This is a genomic window from Pseudomonas sp. SJZ079 (assembly GCF_007993865.1).
Taxonomy (GTDB): Bacteria; Pseudomonadota; Gammaproteobacteria; order Pseudomonadales; family Pseudomonadaceae; genus Aquipseudomonas.
The window spans coordinates 87,790-104,089 of sequence record NZ_VIUH01000013.1 but is presented as its reverse complement, the minus strand read 5'-3'; the positions used below and the strand labels follow the sequence as shown (position 1 = coordinate 104,089).

General features: G+C 60.3%; 17 protein-coding genes. 10 read left to right on the top strand and 7 right to left on the bottom strand.

Annotated features, from left to right (window positions below):
• Positions 1-62 precede the first annotated feature (62 nt).
• Positions 63-1,037 (bottom strand): cysteine synthase A, encoded by a 975-nt coding sequence (cysK, locus tag FBY03_RS13595; protein WP_147172908.1) that lies wholly within the window; start codon positions 1,035-1,037, stop codon positions 63-65.
• A gap of 342 nt (positions 1,038-1,379) precedes the next feature.
• Here cysK and FBY03_RS13590 point away from each other — a divergent pair, with 342 nt between their 5' ends.
• The 6 genes from FBY03_RS13590 to FBY03_RS13565 all read left to right on the top strand — a co-directional run bounded on the left by FBY03_RS13590 (position 1,380) and on the right by FBY03_RS13565 (position 8,987).
• Positions 1,380-2,225, top strand: coding sequence for a MoxR family ATPase (locus FBY03_RS13590; RefSeq protein ID WP_025167267.1), 846 nt, complete (start codon positions 1,380-1,382; stop codon positions 2,223-2,225).
• Between the two features lie 31 nt (positions 2,226-2,256).
• Positions 2,257-2,643: a GFA family protein gene (locus FBY03_RS13585; protein ID WP_147172907.1), complete on the top strand. Its 387-nt coding sequence runs from the start codon at positions 2,257-2,259 to the stop codon at positions 2,641-2,643.
• Positions 2,644-2,674: 31 nt separating this feature from the next.
• On the top strand, positions 2,675-3,853 hold the full coding sequence (locus FBY03_RS13580; protein ID WP_025167265.1) for a VWA domain-containing protein: 1,179 nt from the start codon (positions 2,675-2,677) through the stop codon (positions 3,851-3,853).
• Positions 3,854-4,528: 675 nt separating this feature from the next.
• Positions 4,529-6,268 (top strand): type I secretion system permease/ATPase, encoded by a 1,740-nt coding sequence (locus tag FBY03_RS13575; RefSeq protein ID WP_147172906.1) that lies wholly within the window; start codon positions 4,529-4,531, stop codon positions 6,266-6,268.
• Positions 6,269-6,272: 4 nt separating this feature from the next.
• A complete protein-coding gene (locus FBY03_RS13570) occupies positions 6,273-7,619 on the top strand; it encodes an HlyD family type I secretion periplasmic adaptor subunit (RefSeq protein WP_147172905.1) in 1,347 nt (448 codons plus the stop codon).
• Positions 7,620-7,622: 3 nt separating this feature from the next.
• Entirely contained in the window at positions 7,623-8,987 is a 1,365-nt protein-coding gene (locus FBY03_RS13565) for a TolC family outer membrane protein (protein WP_371920776.1), read from the top strand.
• Between the two features lie 192 nt (positions 8,988-9,179).
• Here FBY03_RS13565 and FBY03_RS13560 read toward each other — a convergent pair whose 3' ends face one another.
• The 4 genes from FBY03_RS13560 to FBY03_RS13545 form a co-directional block, all read right to left on the bottom strand.
• Entirely contained in the window at positions 9,180-9,704 is a 525-nt protein-coding gene (locus FBY03_RS13560) for a DUF2937 family protein (protein ID WP_147172904.1), read from the bottom strand.
• A gap of 139 nt (positions 9,705-9,843) precedes the next feature.
• The gene (locus tag FBY03_RS13555) at positions 9,844-10,617 is read right to left on the bottom strand and encodes a class II glutamine amidotransferase (RefSeq protein WP_147172903.1); all 774 of its coding nucleotides are present in this window, start codon (positions 10,615-10,617) and stop codon (positions 9,844-9,846) included.
• 2 nt (positions 10,618-10,619) lie between these two features.
• A complete protein-coding gene (locus FBY03_RS13550) occupies positions 10,620-11,066 on the bottom strand; it encodes an HIT family protein (protein WP_147172902.1) in 447 nt (148 codons plus the stop codon).
• 105 nt (positions 11,067-11,171) lie between these two features.
• Positions 11,172-11,648: an MFS transporter gene (locus tag FBY03_RS13545; protein WP_147172901.1), complete on the bottom strand. Its 477-nt coding sequence runs from the start codon at positions 11,646-11,648 to the stop codon at positions 11,172-11,174.
• Positions 11,649-11,758: 110 nt separating this feature from the next.
• Here FBY03_RS13545 and FBY03_RS13540 point away from each other — a divergent pair, with 110 nt between their 5' ends.
• Together FBY03_RS13540 and FBY03_RS13535 are read left to right on the top strand one after the other, a co-directional pair.
• On the top strand, positions 11,759-13,804 hold the full coding sequence (locus FBY03_RS13540) for a S9 family peptidase (protein WP_147172900.1): 2,046 nt from the start codon (positions 11,759-11,761) through the stop codon (positions 13,802-13,804).
• 118 nt (positions 13,805-13,922) lie between these two features.
• Positions 13,923-14,396 (top strand): Crp/Fnr family transcriptional regulator, encoded by a 474-nt coding sequence (locus FBY03_RS13535; protein WP_147172899.1) that lies wholly within the window; start codon positions 13,923-13,925, stop codon positions 14,394-14,396.
• 42 nt (positions 14,397-14,438) lie between these two features.
• Here FBY03_RS13535 and FBY03_RS13530 read toward each other — a convergent pair whose 3' ends face one another.
• Positions 14,439-14,774, bottom strand: a complete 336-nt coding sequence (locus tag FBY03_RS13530) for a hypothetical protein (protein WP_147172898.1) — start codon at positions 14,772-14,774, stop codon at positions 14,439-14,441.
• 276 nt (positions 14,775-15,050) lie between these two features.
• Between FBY03_RS13530 and FBY03_RS13525 the strand changes: the two genes are divergently transcribed.
• Both FBY03_RS13525 and FBY03_RS13520 read left to right on the top strand, forming a co-directional pair.
• Complete coding sequence (locus FBY03_RS13525; protein ID WP_025167255.1) at positions 15,051-15,422, top strand: YajD family HNH nuclease; 372 nt, start codon at positions 15,051-15,053, stop codon at positions 15,420-15,422.
• A gap of 55 nt (positions 15,423-15,477) precedes the next feature.
• Complete coding sequence (locus FBY03_RS13520; protein ID WP_147172897.1) at positions 15,478-15,948, top strand: RNA methyltransferase; 471 nt, start codon at positions 15,478-15,480, stop codon at positions 15,946-15,948.
• A gap of 88 nt (positions 15,949-16,036) precedes the next feature.
• Here FBY03_RS13520 and FBY03_RS13515 read toward each other — a convergent pair whose 3' ends face one another.
• Positions 16,037-16,243 carry a DUF2905 domain-containing protein gene (locus tag FBY03_RS13515; RefSeq protein ID WP_147172896.1) on the bottom strand — a complete coding sequence of 69 codons (207 nt, stop codon included), beginning with the start codon at positions 16,241-16,243 and terminating at the stop codon, positions 16,037-16,039.
• Between the last annotated feature and the right edge of the window lie 57 nt (positions 16,244-16,300).

The window sequence follows — 16,300 nt, the reverse complement described above, 5'->3', positions numbered from 1 at the left end:
CGTTCAGCACTCAACTAGCAAAAAAGCCGCTCTCGAGCGGCTTTCCATCGTCGGCTAAACGCTTACTGCAGCGTTTCCTGCTCGCTGAACAGATCGCTGAAGAGCATGCTCGACAAGTAACGTTCACCGGAGTCTGGCAGAATTACCACGATGGTCTTGCCCTGCATCTCCGGCTTCTCGGCCAGACGCACCGCCACAGCCATCGCCGCGCCACAGGAGATACCACAGAGAATGCCTTCCTCGCGCATCAGCCGCCGGGCCATGGCCTTGGCGTCTTCATCCTCGACCAGTTCGACACTATCGACCATGGCCAGGTCGAGATTCTTCGGCACGAAGCCGGCGCCAATCCCCTGAATCTTGTGCGGGCTCGGCTTGACCTCTGCGCCGGCGATGGTCTGGCTAATTACCGGCGAAGACACCGGCTCGACTGCCACAGACAGGATCGGCTTGCCCTGAGTCTGCTTGATATAGCGCGACACCCCGGTAATGGTGCCGCCGGTGCCGACACCCGACACCAGCACATCCACTGCGCCGTTGGTGTCGTTCCAGATTTCCGGGCCAGTGGTTGTTTCATGGATCGCCGGGTTAGCCGGGTTTTCGAACTGCTGCGGCATGAAGTAGGTGGCCGGGGCAGAGGCGGCGATTTCCGCGGCCTTGTCGATCGCGCCCTTCATGCCCTTGGCCGGCTCGGTCAACACCAACTCGGCGCCCAGCGCCTTCAACACCTTGCGTCGTTCCAGGCTCATCGAAGCCGGCATGGTCAACAGCAGCTTGTAACCCCGCGCCGCCGCGACGAAGGCCAGGCCGATGCCGGTATTGCCTGAGGTCGGTTCGACGATGGTCATGCCGGGCTTGAGCACGCCACGCTCTTCGGCATCCCAGATCATGCTGGCGCCGATCCTGCACTTCACCGAATAGGCCGGATTACGCCCCTCGATCTTGCCCAGAATGGTCACGCCGGCGGGCCCGAGACGGTTGATTCTGACCAGCGGGGTATTGCCTATGGCTTGTGCGTTGTCGGCGAAGATGCGGCTCATGGCGGTGTCCTTTATGCGCGTTTGGGCGGAAAGCCTCAGAGACTATGATGAGCACGCCCAGCAGTCCAGTCTGGCGCACGGCCCTCAGTGGCAACGTCCATCAACAGAAAGCCCGTTGCGTGCAGGTCTTACTCGCGATTCTGCGCAATGCCTTTGTCGAAACCGTCAATGCACGCTTGGAAAGAACCCCGATGGCCGGACCCGTCACTAAGTGACGGCCCATTCAGTGACTGAATGAGCCGTCTGCGTTCACAGTGGCGCCACCTCCGAGTTATAGTCAGTTTTTTCTAAATACTGAACTAGCGGGTTTATATCCCGCCGTTACCGTTCGAGGATTTACTGATGAAGTTCGAAGGCACCCAGTCCTACGTCGCCACCGACGACCTCAAGCTCGCGGTCAACGCAGCTATCACCCTGGAGCGTCCGTTGCTGGTCAAGGGCGAGCCGGGCACCGGTAAGACCATGCTCGCCGAACAGTTGGCCGAGTCCTTCGGTGCCAAGCTGATCACCTGGCACATCAAATCCACCACCAAGGCCCATCAAGGCTTGTACGAATATGATGCAGTCAGCCGCCTGCGCGATTCGCAGCTGGATTCCGACAAGGTCCACGACGTTCGCAACTACATCAAGAAGGGCAAGCTGTGGGAGGCTTTCGAAGCCGATGAGCGGGTAATCCTGCTGATCGACGAGATCGACAAGGCCGATATCGAGTTCCCCAACGATCTGCTGCAAGAACTCGACAAGATGGAGTTCTACGTTTACGAGACCAACGAGACGATCAAGGCCAAGAAACGCCCGATCATCATCATCACCTCGAACAACGAGAAAGAACTGCCGGACGCCTTCCTGCGCCGCTGCTTCTTCCACTACATCGCCTTCCCGGATCGAGTCACGCTGCAGAAGATCGTCGACGTGCACTACCCGAACATCAAGAAGGATCTGGTCGCCGAGGCGCTGGACGTGTTCTTCGACGTGCGCAAGGTGCCGGGCCTGAAGAAGAAGCCCTCGACCAGCGAACTGGTCGACTGGCTGAAGCTGCTGATGGCCGACAACATCGGCGAAGCGGTATTGCGCGAGCGTGACCCGACCAAGGCCATCCCACCGTTGGCCGGCGCCCTGGTGAAGAACGAGCAAGACGTGCAGTTGCTCGAACGCCTGGCCTTCATGAGTCGTCGCGCCAGCCGTTAATGCCGGGGTTCGAACGGCCAGGAGGTGAGTCATGCATAACGGTAGCTGTCTCTGTGGTGCGGTGAAATACCAGATCGACGCGCCCATTAGCGCGGCCACCCACTGCCATTGCAGCCAGTGCCGCAAGGCCCATGGTGCGGCCTTCGGCACCTATGCCACGGTGCACAAGGCGGACTTTCGCTTCACCCAGGGCGCCGAGCAGGTGCGTACGTTCTACTCCTCGCCAGGTGTCGCCCGCACCTTCTGCCAGACCTGCGGTGCGACCCTGCAATGGATGGAGCTCGACAGCGAGTTCACCGGCGTCGCGCTGGGCACCCTGGACACCGCACTGGGCGAAATTGCTCAGAAGCACATCTATGCCGACTCGAAGGCCGACTGGTATGCCATCCGTGATGGCCTGCCCCAGGAAAACGGCTGAGTCAGCCCGCTGAATACACGAGGACGCAGCCATGCTGCTCAACCTGTTCAATGAAATGCGCGCCGCCAAAGTACCGGTCTCGGTGCGCGAGTTGCTCGACCTGATCAACGCGTTGAAACACAACGTGGTGTTCGCCGACATGGACGAGTTCTACTTTCTCGCCCGCGCCATCCTGGTCAAGGACGAGCGGCATTTCGACAAGTTCGACCGCGCTTTTGGCGCCTACTTCAAGGGCTTGGAAAATCTCAATCAACACATCGAGGCGCTGATCCCCGACGAGTGGCTGCGCAAGGAATTCGAGCGCTCGCTGAGCGACGAGGAGCGCGCCAAGATCGAGTCGCTTGGCGGCCTCGACAAGCTGATCGAGGAATTCAAGAAGCGCCTGGAAGAACAGAAGGAACGCCACGCAGGCGGCAACAAGTGGATCGGCACCGGCGGCACCAGTCCGTTTGGCTCCGGCGGTTTCAACCCGGAAGGAATCCGCGTCGGCGACGCCGGCCAGCGCCAGGGCAAGGCGGTCAAGGTGTGGGAGCAGCGCGAGTACAAGAACCTCGACGACCAGGTCGAACTGGGCACCCGCAACATCAAGATCGCCCTGCGCCGCCTGCGCAAATTCGCCCGTCAGGGTGCCCAGGACGAACTGGACCTGGACGGCACCATCGACCACACCGCGAAAGACGGCGGCCTGCTGAACATTCAGATGCGACCGGAGCGGCGCAACACGGTCAAGCTGCTGCTGTTGTTCGATATCGGTGGCTCGATGGACGCCCATGTGAAGGTCTGCGAGGAGCTGTTCTCGGCCTGCAAGACCGAGTTCAAGCACCTGGAGTATTTCTACTTCCACAACTGCGTGTACGAGTCGGTGTGGAAGAACAACCTGCGCCGCACCTCGGAACGCTTCTCCACCCAGGACCTGATGAACAAGTACGGCGCCGACTATAAAGTGGTGTTCGTCGGCGACGCGGCCATGGCGCCTTACGAGATCACCCAGGCCGGCGGCAGTGTCGAACACTGGAACGAGGAACCGGGCTACGTCTGGATTAAGCGCTTCATGGAGAAATACAAGAAGCTCATCTGGATCAACCCCTACCCCAAGGACACCTGGAACTACACCGCCTCGACCAACATCATGCGCGAGTTGCTGGAGGATCAGATGTATCCGCTGACCCTGCAGGGCCTGGAGGATGGCATGCGGTTCCTGTCCAAATAAGCGCCATGCAATTGGGACAGGGAGGCCAACGCAATAGATTGGCACTCCCGGGTTGCTATGAGCGCCGGACAAAGTGACCTGCGAGCACCAGGCCGAAACGAATATGCGAAATTGACGCCCGCGCAGCACTTCGATAACTCCGCTCGGGGCCCATCGGAGTAGCCTTCAGGCGCAAAGCCGAAGATCAAAGGCAGACCCAGGCAACCGCTTGGGCTGATCCCTCGCCGCATCCCCCGCTACTCATTGGCGCCCCAGCTCGCCGCTGGTCGATGCGCCAAGCGCGGCATCGATGCTCAAACACCCGACGGTAGCGTCCTGCCCGCAGAATTCAGTCATCGCCTAGACAACGTTCGTGCGCATCTCTGGGGCCATTGAGCGCCGTAGATGCGGCGCCTCAGGGCTCGAGCTTGCACAGCGCCAAAACACCAGCGACCTTGTGGAAAAACCGCTGGCAAACCATAAGTTATTGCTCCAATTGGAGAAATGACATGGCCTAACTCAGCCCCACTCAGTATCAACTCCACCTTGCCAGAAGCCGAAAACCCCAACTATACCTAAGCAACAAGCCCTCCTTTGCTGCACCTAAGAAGGGCATCCCTTTGCATTCATCCTTGAGCCATGCAGCCGTTGGCTGCGACTCGGGATTTCGCAAGCTGCAGTACTGGGGGAGGTCATATGGGCATGTTGCTATCACCACGCACCGAACTGGCTGAGGTGCTATTCCGCTTACGCCGAACTTTTTACGCCTTGGCCGCTTTTAGCGGGGTGATCAACATACTGATGTTGACCCCTGCGGTTTACATGTTGCAGGTGTATGACCGGGCACTGGTCAGCAGCAACGTCACCACCCTGCTGATGCTGACCCTGTTGATAATCGGACTGTATGTGCTGATGGCCATGTTGGAGGTGGTGCGCTCCACTGTATTGATCCGCGTCGGCAACCGACTCGACATGATGCTCAGCACCCGCATCTTCGGCGCCGCATTCGAACGCAACCTGCGCCGAGCCGGCGGCAACCCGGCGCAGGCGTTGCAGGATCTGGCCCAGGTACGCCAGTTTCTCACTGGCAATGGCCTGTTCGCGTTCTTCGATGCCCCCTGGACCCCGATCTATCTGCTGGTGATCTATTTGATCCACCCGATACTCGGTCTCATCGCCCTGATCGGCTCGCTGTTACTGGTCGCCCTGGCTTACCTGACCGAGATCAGCACCCGTAAGCCGCTGGCCGAAGCCAACCAGGCGTCCGTGGTATCCGGCAGTTTCGCCAACAACAACCTGCGCAACGCCGAAGTCATCGAAGCCATGGGTATGCTCCCGGCCATCCGTCAGCGCTGGTTCGGCAACCACCTGCGCATTCTTGAAAAGCAGACGCTGGCCTCGGATCGCGCCGCCTATATCAACGGCACCACGCGCTTTGTGCGCATTACCCTGCAGTCCTTGATGCTCGGCGCCGGCGCACTGCTGGCAATCAAAGGCGAGATCACCCCAGGGATGATGATCGCCGGTTCAATTCTGTCTGGACGTGCTCTGGCCCCGGTCGAGCAGGTTATCGCGGCGTGGAAACAGTTGCTCTCCAGCCGTGGCTCCTGGGGACGACTGGCAGCCCTGCTGAACGACTTCCCGGCAACCAAACCTTCCATGCCACTGCCCAAACCCGTGGGCATAGTCGTCATGGAAGGCGCCTTCGCCAACGCCCCCGGATCGGGCCTGCCGATCCTGCGTAACATCTCCTTCAACCTCACCCCGGGCGAAGCACTCGGCGTGATTGGCCCGTCCGCCTCGGGCAAGTCGACCCTGGCCCGCCTGCTGGTCGGTGTATGGCCAGCACATGCCGGCAAGGTGCGCCTGGACGGTGCCGATGTATTTCAGTGGAACAAGGAGGAGCTGGGACCCTGGCTCGGCTACCTGCCACAAGATGTCGAACTGTTCGAAGGCAGCGTTGCCGAGAACATCGCCCGCTTTGGTGAGATAGACAGCGAAGCGGTCATCCTCGCGGCCAAGCAGGCGGGTGTGCACGAGATGATCCTGCGCTTACCGCAGGGCTATGACACGGTGCTGAGTACTGACGGCGGCTCGCTGTCCGGTGGGCAGAAGCAACGCATCGGGTTGGCCCGCGCCCTCTACGGCGACCCGTCATTGATTGTCCTCGACGAGCCGAATGCCAGCCTCGACGACGTTGGCGAAGCCGCCTTGGTGCAAGCCATCGCCGAGCTCAAACGGCGGCAAAAGACCCTGGTCCTGATCTCTCACCGCCCCACCATACTGAACATGGTCGACAAGGTGCTGATGCTCCGCGAGGGCACCGTTCATACTTTCGGCACCCGCGACGAGGTCTTCAACGCACTCCGCCAGGCTGGCGTGATACCCGCTGCGGCGGGTTCACCGAGCCTGGCATCGGTCAAGGCGAAGGAGTAGAGCCATGTCGGATCTTCAGTTCGAAAGCAAAAGTTTAAAACTGGCCAACCCGGCGCAAGAAGTAGACGTCGATGACCGCCGTCCTGGCCGCTGGGGCATGTGGCTGGTGTTGGCGGGCTTTGGCGGGTTCATCCTGTGGGCTGTTATCGCACCCCTCGATGCTGGGATAGTCGCCAACGCCACGGTCAATGTGACCGACAATCGCAAAATCATTCAGCATCTGACGGGCGGCTCGGTAGAGTCCATCCTGGTCCGCGAAGGCGACCTGGTTAAACGTAATCAGGCACTGATCGAACTGGACCCGACCCAAGCCATCGCCGAGCGAGGCGTAGTCAGCGCCCAGTACATCGTGGTGAGGACCGTACAAAATCGCCTGCAGGCCGAGCGCGACGGGTTAACCGAGGTGAGTTTCGACCCCGACCTGCTGGCCCGTTTCGCCGACGACCCGCGCCTGCAAGCCGCGATTGCCCTGCAACAACGGCTCTTTACCACCCGGCGTAACGCCTTGATCGGCGAAGCCGGCATCCTGCAGGAAAACATCCACGGCGCCGAGGAGCAGATTAGAGGGCTTCGCCAAGTGCAAGGCTCGCGACGCGCGCAAATCAAGTTTCTCAATGAGGAACTCGAAGGCGTGCGCAGTCTCGCCGCTGAAGGCTATGTGACCCGCAACCGCATGCTCGAACTGGAGCGCAGCGCAGCCGACCTTAACGCTGCTTTGGCCCAGAACATTGCCGACATCGGGCGGGCGCGTAACCAGATTGCCGAGTTGAAACTGCGCACCCTGCAGCTCGAACAGAACTTCCAGAAGGAGGTGCAATCGCAACTGACCGATGCGCAGAAGGAAGCCTCTGCCCTCACCGACCGTTTGCGCTCGCTTGACTACGAGGTCACCCATACGGTGATCCGCTCGCCCATCGACGGCATCGTACTGGGCCTCAATGCCTCGACCATCGGCGGCGTAATCCAGGCCGGCTCGGTGATCATGAATGTGGTGCCGGCCAACGAACCGTTGCAGGTAGACGCCCAGATCCCGGTACAGGCCATCGACAAGATGACCCCGGGCCTGCCCGTAAACATCACCTTCCCCGCCTTCAACCATGCCCAAACGCCGAGCATTCCCGGTCGAGTGTTGACCATCTCGGCCGACCGGCTGGTCGACGAGAGCAACAAACAGCCCTACTACCTCGCGCAGATCGAGGTGACGCCAGAAGGCATGGACAAGCTCGGCAGCAACCGCATTCGCGCCGGCATGCCGGCCACGGTGACGATCATTACCGGTGAGCGCAACCTGATGAGCTATCTGATGAAGCCGATGCTCGACCGAGTCGACAACGCCTTCAAGGAGCAATAAACAGTGACCTCAAGAAGTCATGGCATCCCGGTCCGTTTAGTTCTCGTGTGTCTGGCTGGCCTGGCCAGTCTGCCGGTAGCGGCTCTGGACCTGCAGCAGGCCTGGGAAACCCTGCAACTGCAAGGGCCGACCTACCGTTCTGCGGTCCACGAACGCGATGCCGGCCTGGAAAACCGCGCCCTGGGACGGGCAGGCTTACTGCCACAGATCAACGCCAGCGCCAGTAAAAACAAGGTCAGCGGCACCCAGGAGCAAACTGGGTTACCCGGCGGCTCGGTCGAGCGCGACCTGGATTACGACTCGGAAAACCTCGCGGTGCAGCTGCGTCAACCGCTGTTCAATCGACAGAAGCTCGCCGAGTATCGTCAGGGTAAACAGCGCGCCGATTACAGCGAAGCCGTCTTCGATGCCAAGACGCAGAACGTCGCCGTACGCTTGGCCAACCGTTATTTCGATGTACTGCTGACGCGTGAAACCATCGACTTGGCGAATGCCAAGCTGAAGGCCTTCGAGCAGCAAGTAGCGGCTTCGGATCGCCGCTTCAAACTCGGCGATGGCACCATCACCGACGTCTATCAGTCGGTCGCGCGGCGTGACCTGGCCCAGGCCGAACTGATCGAAGCGCAAGACAACCTGCTGATCGCGCTACGCCTGCTGGAGGAAATGCTCGGAGAGACGCCGCAACATGTCGCCACCTTGCGCCGCGACTTCCCCACCCCGCCCCTGCATCCCAACGACTTGCAAACATGGATGAACAAGGCCCAGGCAAATAATCCCGCACTGCGGGCGCGAGACTACAGCCAAAGAGTGGCCGAAGAAGAAGTCAACCGGGCCAAAGGCGGGCATTGGCCGACCCTCGACCTGGTGCTGGGTTACACCGACAGTCAGAGTGATTCGATCTCGACCATCAACCAGCAGAACCACTATTCCTCGATTGGCCTGGAGTTCAATATGCCGCTGTTCGCCGGCGGTGCGACCAGCGCCAGAGTGCGCCAGGCGGTGGCCAGTCGCGATCAATCCAGCGAAGACTTGAATGCCACGCGTGAGGAGGTGTTCTCGTCTACCGCCCGCCAGTTTCGTGGTGTGCAAAGCGGCGAGGCACGCATCAAGGCCCTGGAAAATGCCGTGATGTCGAGTGAGCGGGCTCAGGACTCGGCGAAGAAAGGCTTCCTCGCGGGCTCCAGCACCAACGTCGATATCCTCAATGCCGAGGAACAGGTGTTTATCGCCCGCCGCGACCTGCTGGAAGCCAAGCTGCGCTATTTACTAGCACGCTTGCAGCTGTCGGCCGCCGTGGGTCTGCTTGGCGACGATGACATCAGCCAAGCCAACGCCTATCTGGGCCCTGAACTGGTCTTAACCTATTGACGCTACCCCACGCGGCCAGCGCGGGCACACCAGTAGACCTACTAGTGGCCTATACGGTTAGTTGGTTAACTGTTAATTCAAGATCAGATGATTATTGAGGTTCCGCGACAAGACACAGCAACGAGTCATAGTTGGCTATGGCGAGGAGCGGCAGCGCCATAACGGGGCCTCGACCTCGAACACTTGAAGCCATCAGCGCCAATGCCGCGCCTGTGTCCGGGTGTCCTGCCCGGCGCCGAAAACCCAAGCGACCGCCAACAGCAGCAACTCGATCAACCAGGCCAGCAGCAAGGCGCAGGCAATCCCCCAGGCGATCGCTTCAGGCACCAGCAGCACTTGATAGCGGTAGGCAACGTAAGTCTCCTCCAGCAGTTCGGAATCGGCCGCCGTTGCCAGGTGCCAGACCTGGGCATACCAAGGGCCTTGCATGGCCTGCAATTCACCGTCGAGGAAGTGACCGCGCTCGACCAATAGGCCAACGCTCTGCGCATCGCTGCGCATTACCGAGTCGTCACTGACCCGGTAATGCGCCACCAGTGCATCCAGATCACCCTTGAAAAAGCGCTTGGCGGTTTGACGAAACCCCGTCAGCGCTCGTTCGGACTCCAACTGGTGCGCTTCGACGCGCTTGGCATAGTCGTCGATAAAGCCTGGAACCTGCACCCCGACTAACAAACCCAGGGCAAACAGTCCAAGACGTAGATAGCTTCTAAACATTTCCCCCCCAAGACCCGGAGCAGCCGGGATGCCTGATTTTTCCTTGGCCGATTTAATCTCCAGCGCTCGAGTGACCTATTCGGCTAGTGGGATGAGCGCGACGCCGAGACATGCGCTCGCTACATTTTTCAACGGCCTGCTAGACCTGACCATGCACCACGCACTCGCCACTGCGCCACAGGCGCCATTCGCCTGGCTGATACAGATTCCAGTGTTCATTGTCAGTCAACGGCTCAGTCACCAGTACCGTCACTACGTCATTGGGCGTGGTCTCGGCCTGGAAATCCACCCGCATATCGGCGTCTTTCAACTGTGCCGGACCAAATGGTGCGCGCCGCGTGATGTGCGCCAGCTTGGTTGAACAGAAGCTAAATAGCCAGTCGCCATCACTGAGCAGACAGTTGAACACGCCCTGCTTGCGGTACTCCGCACAGCTATTGATCAAGCTCGGTAACATCATCTCAATCGGCACGGGCTCGGGAAACGCCGTGCGCAGGCGATTGAGCAGATCACAGAAAGCCGCTTCGCTGTCGGTATCGCCTATCGGCCGGTAGAAACCAAGCGCCGGGCGAAAATCAGCCAACTGACCGTTGTGCGCAAAACACCAATTACGCCCCCACATTTCCCGCACGAACGGGTGAGTGTTGGCCAAGCACACGCGGCCGACATTAGCCTGACGAATATGACCGATCACTACTTCGCTCTTGATCGGGTAACGCCGTACCAACTGCGCCACTTCCGACTCGCTGCTCGCTCGCGGGTCCTGGAACACGCGCAGACCACGGCCTTCATAGAAGCCAATCCCCCAACCATCGCGATGCGGGCCAGTCAGGCCGCCGCGCTGCACCAGTCCGGTAAAGCTGAAGACAATATCGGTGGGTACATTGGCACTCATGCCAAGTAATTCGCACATGTCTACATCACTCCGGCTAGGACGCTACGTAACTGTTCGGCTTGCAACTGCAAGCGCGCCTCAAGGCGTTTACGGCCCAGAGGTAAAAACCGCGAGAGCAGGCGCCAGATCAACTGGGGTAGGTCACCCGAGTACCGTGGAATAAGGTGCAGATGCAGGTGCGGCACATGTTGATTAGCGGCCGGGCCGTCATTGATCAACAGATTGATCCCTTCGCGACCATACCCCGAGGCACGCAACGCCGCACTCACTCGCTGACTGAGCATCAGCAGACAATCACGGGCGTTGCTGGATAAGTTGTTGAGCAAGGGGGCATGTTCACGACTGACGATCAGTACATGGGCCGGGCGCATGGGGAAGATATCCAGCAGAACGATGAAGTGCTCATCTTCGTAGACACGGTGCGCCGGTAAGCGACCGGCGCTAATCGCACAAAACACACAGTCCATAAGCCCTCCTGGCGCGGAAAAGCTCATGCTGAACGCCTATACGATTGGGCGCAAGTAGCGGCTGCGCCGACCCGGGTGATTGCCCGGCCACGTCCTGCGCCTTGTTTAGAGTCGCGGTTCGACGCGCAAACGGCGCTCGCCACGTGACTGGTAACCTGCCTCGGCGAAATCACCCGTGTCGCGCTGCATCATCTCGCGCAGGGTCGGTGCGTCATCATCCGCTTCAGGCGCCTCACCTTGCCGGCTCTTCCACCAGCGCTCCACTGGCCAGCGGATGGCCACGAACAGCAGGTACAGGGCGAAGGCGATCATGCCGTACATGGCCAGGTCGGCCACGGCACGCCAGGCGTTATTGCCCACCTTGAACAATAGATCCAGGGCGGTAATGGCAATCGCCGGAGCGAACAGTTCCTTGGCCGGATCGACAATGGTCGGAGTGAACAACAGCACCGCCACCAGCACACGCAAGGGCTCGCGCAGGTAACGCCACATCCAGCTGGTCAAGCGCAACCAAACTAACAGGCAACCCAAGGCCGCAACGGCATAGGCGGCCCAGGCGAGTAGATAGTCGCTCTCGATCATAAAGCTGATGAATTCCTGGCATGGCGGGGCTTACGAAGTGGGGCTTATGATAGCGGTTTTTCGCCGACCCGGCTCCCCCGCTGTCGTCCGCCCCGCACTGGAGTTGTCGCATGCCGCACGCCCCCACCGCCCGCACCGAGAACGGCAGCGACCCTTATCGCTGGCTGGAAAATCGCGATAGCCAGGAGGTACTCGAGCATCTCCAGGCAGAAAACGCCTATCTCGACGCGCAGCTGGCCGATCAGCGCGAGCTGCGTGAAACGCTGTTCCAGGAAATCAAGGGCCGCATCCGCGAGACCGATCTATCGTTGCCCTCGCCGTGGGGACCCTACCTGTATTACCAACGCACCACCGCCGGCGACGAATACCCGCGGCACTACCGTTGCCCACGCCCGCTCGATGGCTCGCTCTGCGTCGATGAAGACGCCGAACAGTTGCTCCTCGACCCGAACCTCCTGGCCGGCGAAGGCTTTCTCTCGCTCGGAACCTTCAGCATCAGTCCGGACCATCAGCGCCTGGCCTATAGCCTGGACACCAGTGGCGACGAGACCTACCAGCTGTTCGTCAAAGAACTGGCCAGCGACAGCGTCACTCAGCTGCCCTTCAGCGACTGTGACGGCAGCATGACCTGGGCCAACGACAGTCAGACGCTGTTCTTCGGCGAGCTGGACGATACCCACCGCCCACACATGCTGCATCGCCACCGCCTCGGCACTGACTCCGCCGAGCAGGTGTTCCATGAAGCCGACGGCCGCTTCTTCCTCAACTGCTATCGCGCCAGTTCCGAGCGCCAGCTGGTCCTTCTGCTGAGCAGCAAAACCACCAGCGAGGTCTGGGTGCTCGATGCCGACACGCCGAATGGCGCCTTCCGCTGTCTGGCGCCGCGTGAAGAAGGTCACGAATACTATGTCGATCACGGCAAACTCGACGGTGACTGGGCCTGGTTGATTCGCAGCAATCAAAGCGGGATCAACTTCGCCCTGTTCTTTGTCAATGAGAGCAGCGACAGCCAACAGACACCGACTCGCGAACACTGGTGCGAACTGCTGGCGCATAACGATCGAGTCATGCTCGAAGGCGTCAGCCTGAATGACAGCGCGCTGACCCTCAGCCTGCGCGAAGGTGGCCTGCCGATCATCGAGGTGCGCGCCCAGGGGCAAGCAAACTACCGGGTGCAGCTTCCGGATGCCGCCTACAGCCTGTACGTGCAAGACAGCCTGGAGTTCGACAGCAAGGAAATTCGCCTGCGCTACGAGGCGCTCAACCGCCCGACCCAGATCCGCCAACTGACCCTGGCTGACGGCGCACAACGAGTGCTCAAGGAAACGCCTGTGGAGGGTGCATTCGACGCCGATGCCTATGTCAGCCAACGTCTATGGGCGATTGCAGCGGACGGCACCCAGGTGCCCATCAGCCTGGTGGCCAAGCGTGACGTACTCGGTCAGCCGGCACCACTTTATCTCTATGGCTATGGTGCCTACGGCGAAAGCCTGGACCCCTGGTTTTCCCACGCGCGTCTGAGCCTGCTCGATCGCGGCTTCGTCTTCGCCATCGCCCATGTCCGCGGCGGTGGCGAACTGGGTGAAGCCTGGTACCGTGCCGGCAAACTGCAGCACAAGGCCAACAGCTTCAACGACTTTATCGCCTGCGCCGAACACCTGATCGCTGGTGGTTACACCACGCCAAACCAACTGGCGATCAGCGGCGGTAGCGCCGGCGGCCTGCTGATCGGCGCGGTGCTCAATCTGCGCCCGGAGCTGTTCGCCGCGGCCGTGGCCGAAGTGCCGTTCGTCGACGTGCTTAACACCATGCAGAACCCCGAGTTGCCCCTGACCGTGACCGAGTACGACGAATGGGGCGACCCGCATGAGCCTGAGGTGTACCAGCGAATCAAAGGCTACGCCCCCTACGAGAACGTCAGGGCTCAGGCGTATCCGGCACTGCTCGCTGTCGCTGGCTACAACGACAGTCGTGTGCAGTACTGGGAGGCGGCCAAATGGGTGGCCAAACTGCGCGCCAACAAGACCGACGACAACCTGCTGCTACTGAAAACCGACCTTGGCGCCGGCCATGGCGGCATGAGTGGGCGCTACCAGGCGTTGAAGGATGTGGCCTTGGAATACGCCTTTCTGCTCAAGGTACTCAGGCTAAACTAACGGTGACTTTATTCGGCGCACGCTCACAGCCGCTAATGTGTGACCGTCGGCAAGCCCGAAGCTACTGAGTCAGGTCATACTCGGACCCGCTCACCTCTAACCGCCAAGCAGAAGACCGATGCCAGACAGTTCTTACTTGATCGACGAAATCCGCGACATGCTCCTGGACTGTGGCCTGTTCAATAGCCTTTCGCCAAGCGAAGTGCTGAGCGTGGCGAGCTATTTCAACATCAGCCAGTTCAAGCCGGATGCAATCATCTGCAATGAAGGTGATGCAGGCAGCTTCATGTGCATTATTCATTTCGGCGCGGTGTCGGTCCGCAAGACCAACTCCAGTGGCGAACAGGTCGAACTCGCCAAGCTGCACAAGGGCCGCGCCTTCGGTGAAATGGCGGTACTGGATGGCGAAAGACGCTCGGCCAGCTGCCTTGCGGTCAGCGACTGCACCTTGCTGGTGCTGGCTAAGGACTCGCTGGACAAGATGCTGCAGGAGGCACCGAAGTCCGCCGCCAAGCTGATCCGCGCCATCGCCGTGGCCATGTCCAAACGCCTGCGCATGGTCGATGGCCAACTGGTCGAGCAGCAGCTCTAGGCGGAGCGGTCACTGCGGCTGGCAACCCATGAGCAATGGCACTCAGTCGGCACCCTTGCTCGGCGGTTTCCTGCCCTGGCTATTACGCCGCAATTGCTGCTGCAACAGCGGCAGCTCGCTATCTGACGGGGCCAGGGTGCCGCTGGGCAGGCTGGGGGCGAGACCGCTGCGATCACCATCGCGGTTGAGCAGCGGCGGATTGTTCGGTGCAACGCTCGGTACATGACGCGGCTGCGGCACCTGGAAGGGTTGTGGCGTCGCCGTACCGGGCGCGCCAGCCGGACGATCATAGGGCGTAGGCAGTCGATCGTTCTGCGCATGCACCACCGCGCTGCACACCATGCTCAGGCACAGTAGCCCTGTTCTGGGCCAGCGCATCGTCCACCTCCATCAGCGAGACTCTCTGGCATTGGGCCGCACGCCAGGCGATAAGTGCCCGCCAGCTGTTCTCGCCGACCGCCGGCAGGACTAAACTAACCATAACAGGTCGTTAAAAAATGCAGCGAGCGACGGCTAGGCAAGGCGAAATCAGGCGAAAAGTGGAGTTTACGAGCTGTAAATAAGCAGTTAGAGCCTGATTTCACCGCTGCATAGCTGAGCGCAGTAGTTTTTCAACGGCCTGCTAAGCACCTGCAGCCAACTACGGACACCCTCATGAGTTCAGACAAAGCATCGCCCACCGCCAAGCTCGACCGCATCCTCGCCGAGGCTCAGCGCAGCCGTGAAGAAGGTTACCGGGACAAAGCGCTGAAGATGTACCCGCATGTCTGCGGACGTTGTGCCCGCGAGTTTTCCGGCAAACGCCTGAGCGAGCTGACCGTGCATCACCGCGACCACAATCATGACAACAACCCGCAAGATGGCTCCAATTGGGAGCTGTTGTGCCTGTTCTGTCACGACAACGAACATTCGCGCTACACCGACCAGCAGTACTTCAGCGAAGGCTCGACCGCCAGTCAGCAAGGGCCTAAATCGACCCACAAGGCGTTCGCCGACCTTGCCGCACTGTTGAAAAGCAAAGAATAAGCCGCCGCCGGCCACACGCCGTATAATTACGCCCTTTGCATAAAGGGCCCATTCCGTGGCGAAGAAACGATACTGCTGCATTGGCCTGTCCAACCCCAAGTCACCGGAAAACGTCGGTTCGGTGATGCGCGCCGCCGGCTGCTATGGCGTCAACTCGGTGTTCTACAGCGGTACGCGCTATGCCCGTGCCAAGGACTTCGTCACCGACACTAAAAGGGTCCACCTGGATATTCCGCTGATCGCCATCGACGACCTGCAAAGCATCATTCCCCTGGGTTGCACCCCGGTCGCGGTAGAGCTGGTCGAGGGCGCGCGGCCACTGCCGGAATACACCCACCCGGATCGGGCCATCTATTTCTTCGGCCCGGAAGACGGTTCCCTGGACAAGAGCATCCGCGACTGGTGCGAAGACGTGGTGTACGTGCCGACCCAGGGCAGCATGAACCTCGCTGCCACGGTCAACGTGGTGCTCTATGACCGCCTGGCCAAGGGCAACAACACCAAGTCAGGACCCAAGTTCAAGTAGCCTGTCGGGTTGAGACTGCGGCTGCAGCTGCGACTAGTGACATTGCAATAGGTTGGCAGAAAGCCGAGGTTGTGCAGCCGGCTCCGGGTCAACGCCTGAGCAGGTTGATCAGCAGCGTGACGACAATGCTGACAATCAGCATCGATGTCAGTGGAATGAATACCTTGCCACGCGCGGACGCTATCCGGAGGTCGCCGGGTAAGCGGCCGAACCAGTGCAGCAGCCAGGGCGCAAAGTGCAACGTTAGACCCAGCAGCAACAGCGCCGCGCCTGTGAGCATCAACCAACGTGCCATGCGCCTTGTTCATTCCGCATCGATGCAGCCCAAGCATGCTGTGGCGTTCAGACTGCG

What these genes read in the sequence shown, in the direction of transcription:
- cysK (WP_147172908.1), bottom strand. Translation starts at nt 1,037, where the DNA reads ATGAGCCGCATCTTCGCCGACAACGCACAAGCCATAGGCAATACCCCG.
- FBY03_RS13590 (WP_025167267.1), top strand. Translation starts at nt 1,380, where the DNA reads ATGAAGTTCGAAGGCACCCAGTCCTACGTCGCCACCGACGACCTCAAG.
- FBY03_RS13585 (WP_147172907.1), top strand. Translation starts at nt 2,257, where the DNA reads ATGCATAACGGTAGCTGTCTCTGTGGTGCGGTGAAATACCAGATCGAC.
- FBY03_RS13580 (WP_025167265.1), top strand. Translation starts at nt 2,675, where the DNA reads ATGCTGCTCAACCTGTTCAATGAAATGCGCGCCGCCAAAGTACCGGTC.
- FBY03_RS13575 (WP_147172906.1), top strand. Translation starts at nt 4,529, where the DNA reads ATGGGCATGTTGCTATCACCACGCACCGAACTGGCTGAGGTGCTATTC.
- FBY03_RS13570 (WP_147172905.1), top strand. Translation starts at nt 6,273, where the DNA reads ATGTCGGATCTTCAGTTCGAAAGCAAAAGTTTAAAACTGGCCAACCCG.
- FBY03_RS13560 (WP_147172904.1), bottom strand. Translation starts at nt 9,704, where the DNA reads ATGTTTAGAAGCTATCTACGTCTTGGACTGTTTGCCCTGGGTTTGTTA.
- FBY03_RS13555 (WP_147172903.1), bottom strand. Translation starts at nt 10,617, where the DNA reads ATGTGCGAATTACTTGGCATGAGTGCCAATGTACCCACCGATATTGTC.
- FBY03_RS13550 (WP_147172902.1), bottom strand. Translation starts at nt 11,066, where the DNA reads ATGGACTGTGTGTTTTGTGCGATTAGCGCCGGTCGCTTACCGGCGCAC.
- FBY03_RS13545 (WP_147172901.1), bottom strand. Translation starts at nt 11,648, where the DNA reads ATGATCGAGAGCGACTATCTACTCGCCTGGGCCGCCTATGCCGTTGCG.
- FBY03_RS13540 (WP_147172900.1), top strand. Translation starts at nt 11,759, where the DNA reads ATGCCGCACGCCCCCACCGCCCGCACCGAGAACGGCAGCGACCCTTAT.
- FBY03_RS13535 (WP_147172899.1), top strand. Translation starts at nt 13,923, where the DNA reads ATGCCAGACAGTTCTTACTTGATCGACGAAATCCGCGACATGCTCCTG.
- FBY03_RS13530 (WP_147172898.1), bottom strand. Translation starts at nt 14,774, where the DNA reads ATGCGCTGGCCCAGAACAGGGCTACTGTGCCTGAGCATGGTGTGCAGC.
- FBY03_RS13525 (WP_025167255.1), top strand. Translation starts at nt 15,051, where the DNA reads ATGAGTTCAGACAAAGCATCGCCCACCGCCAAGCTCGACCGCATCCTC.
- FBY03_RS13515 (WP_147172896.1), bottom strand. Translation starts at nt 16,243, where the DNA reads ATGGCACGTTGGTTGATGCTCACAGGCGCGGCGCTGTTGCTGCTGGGT.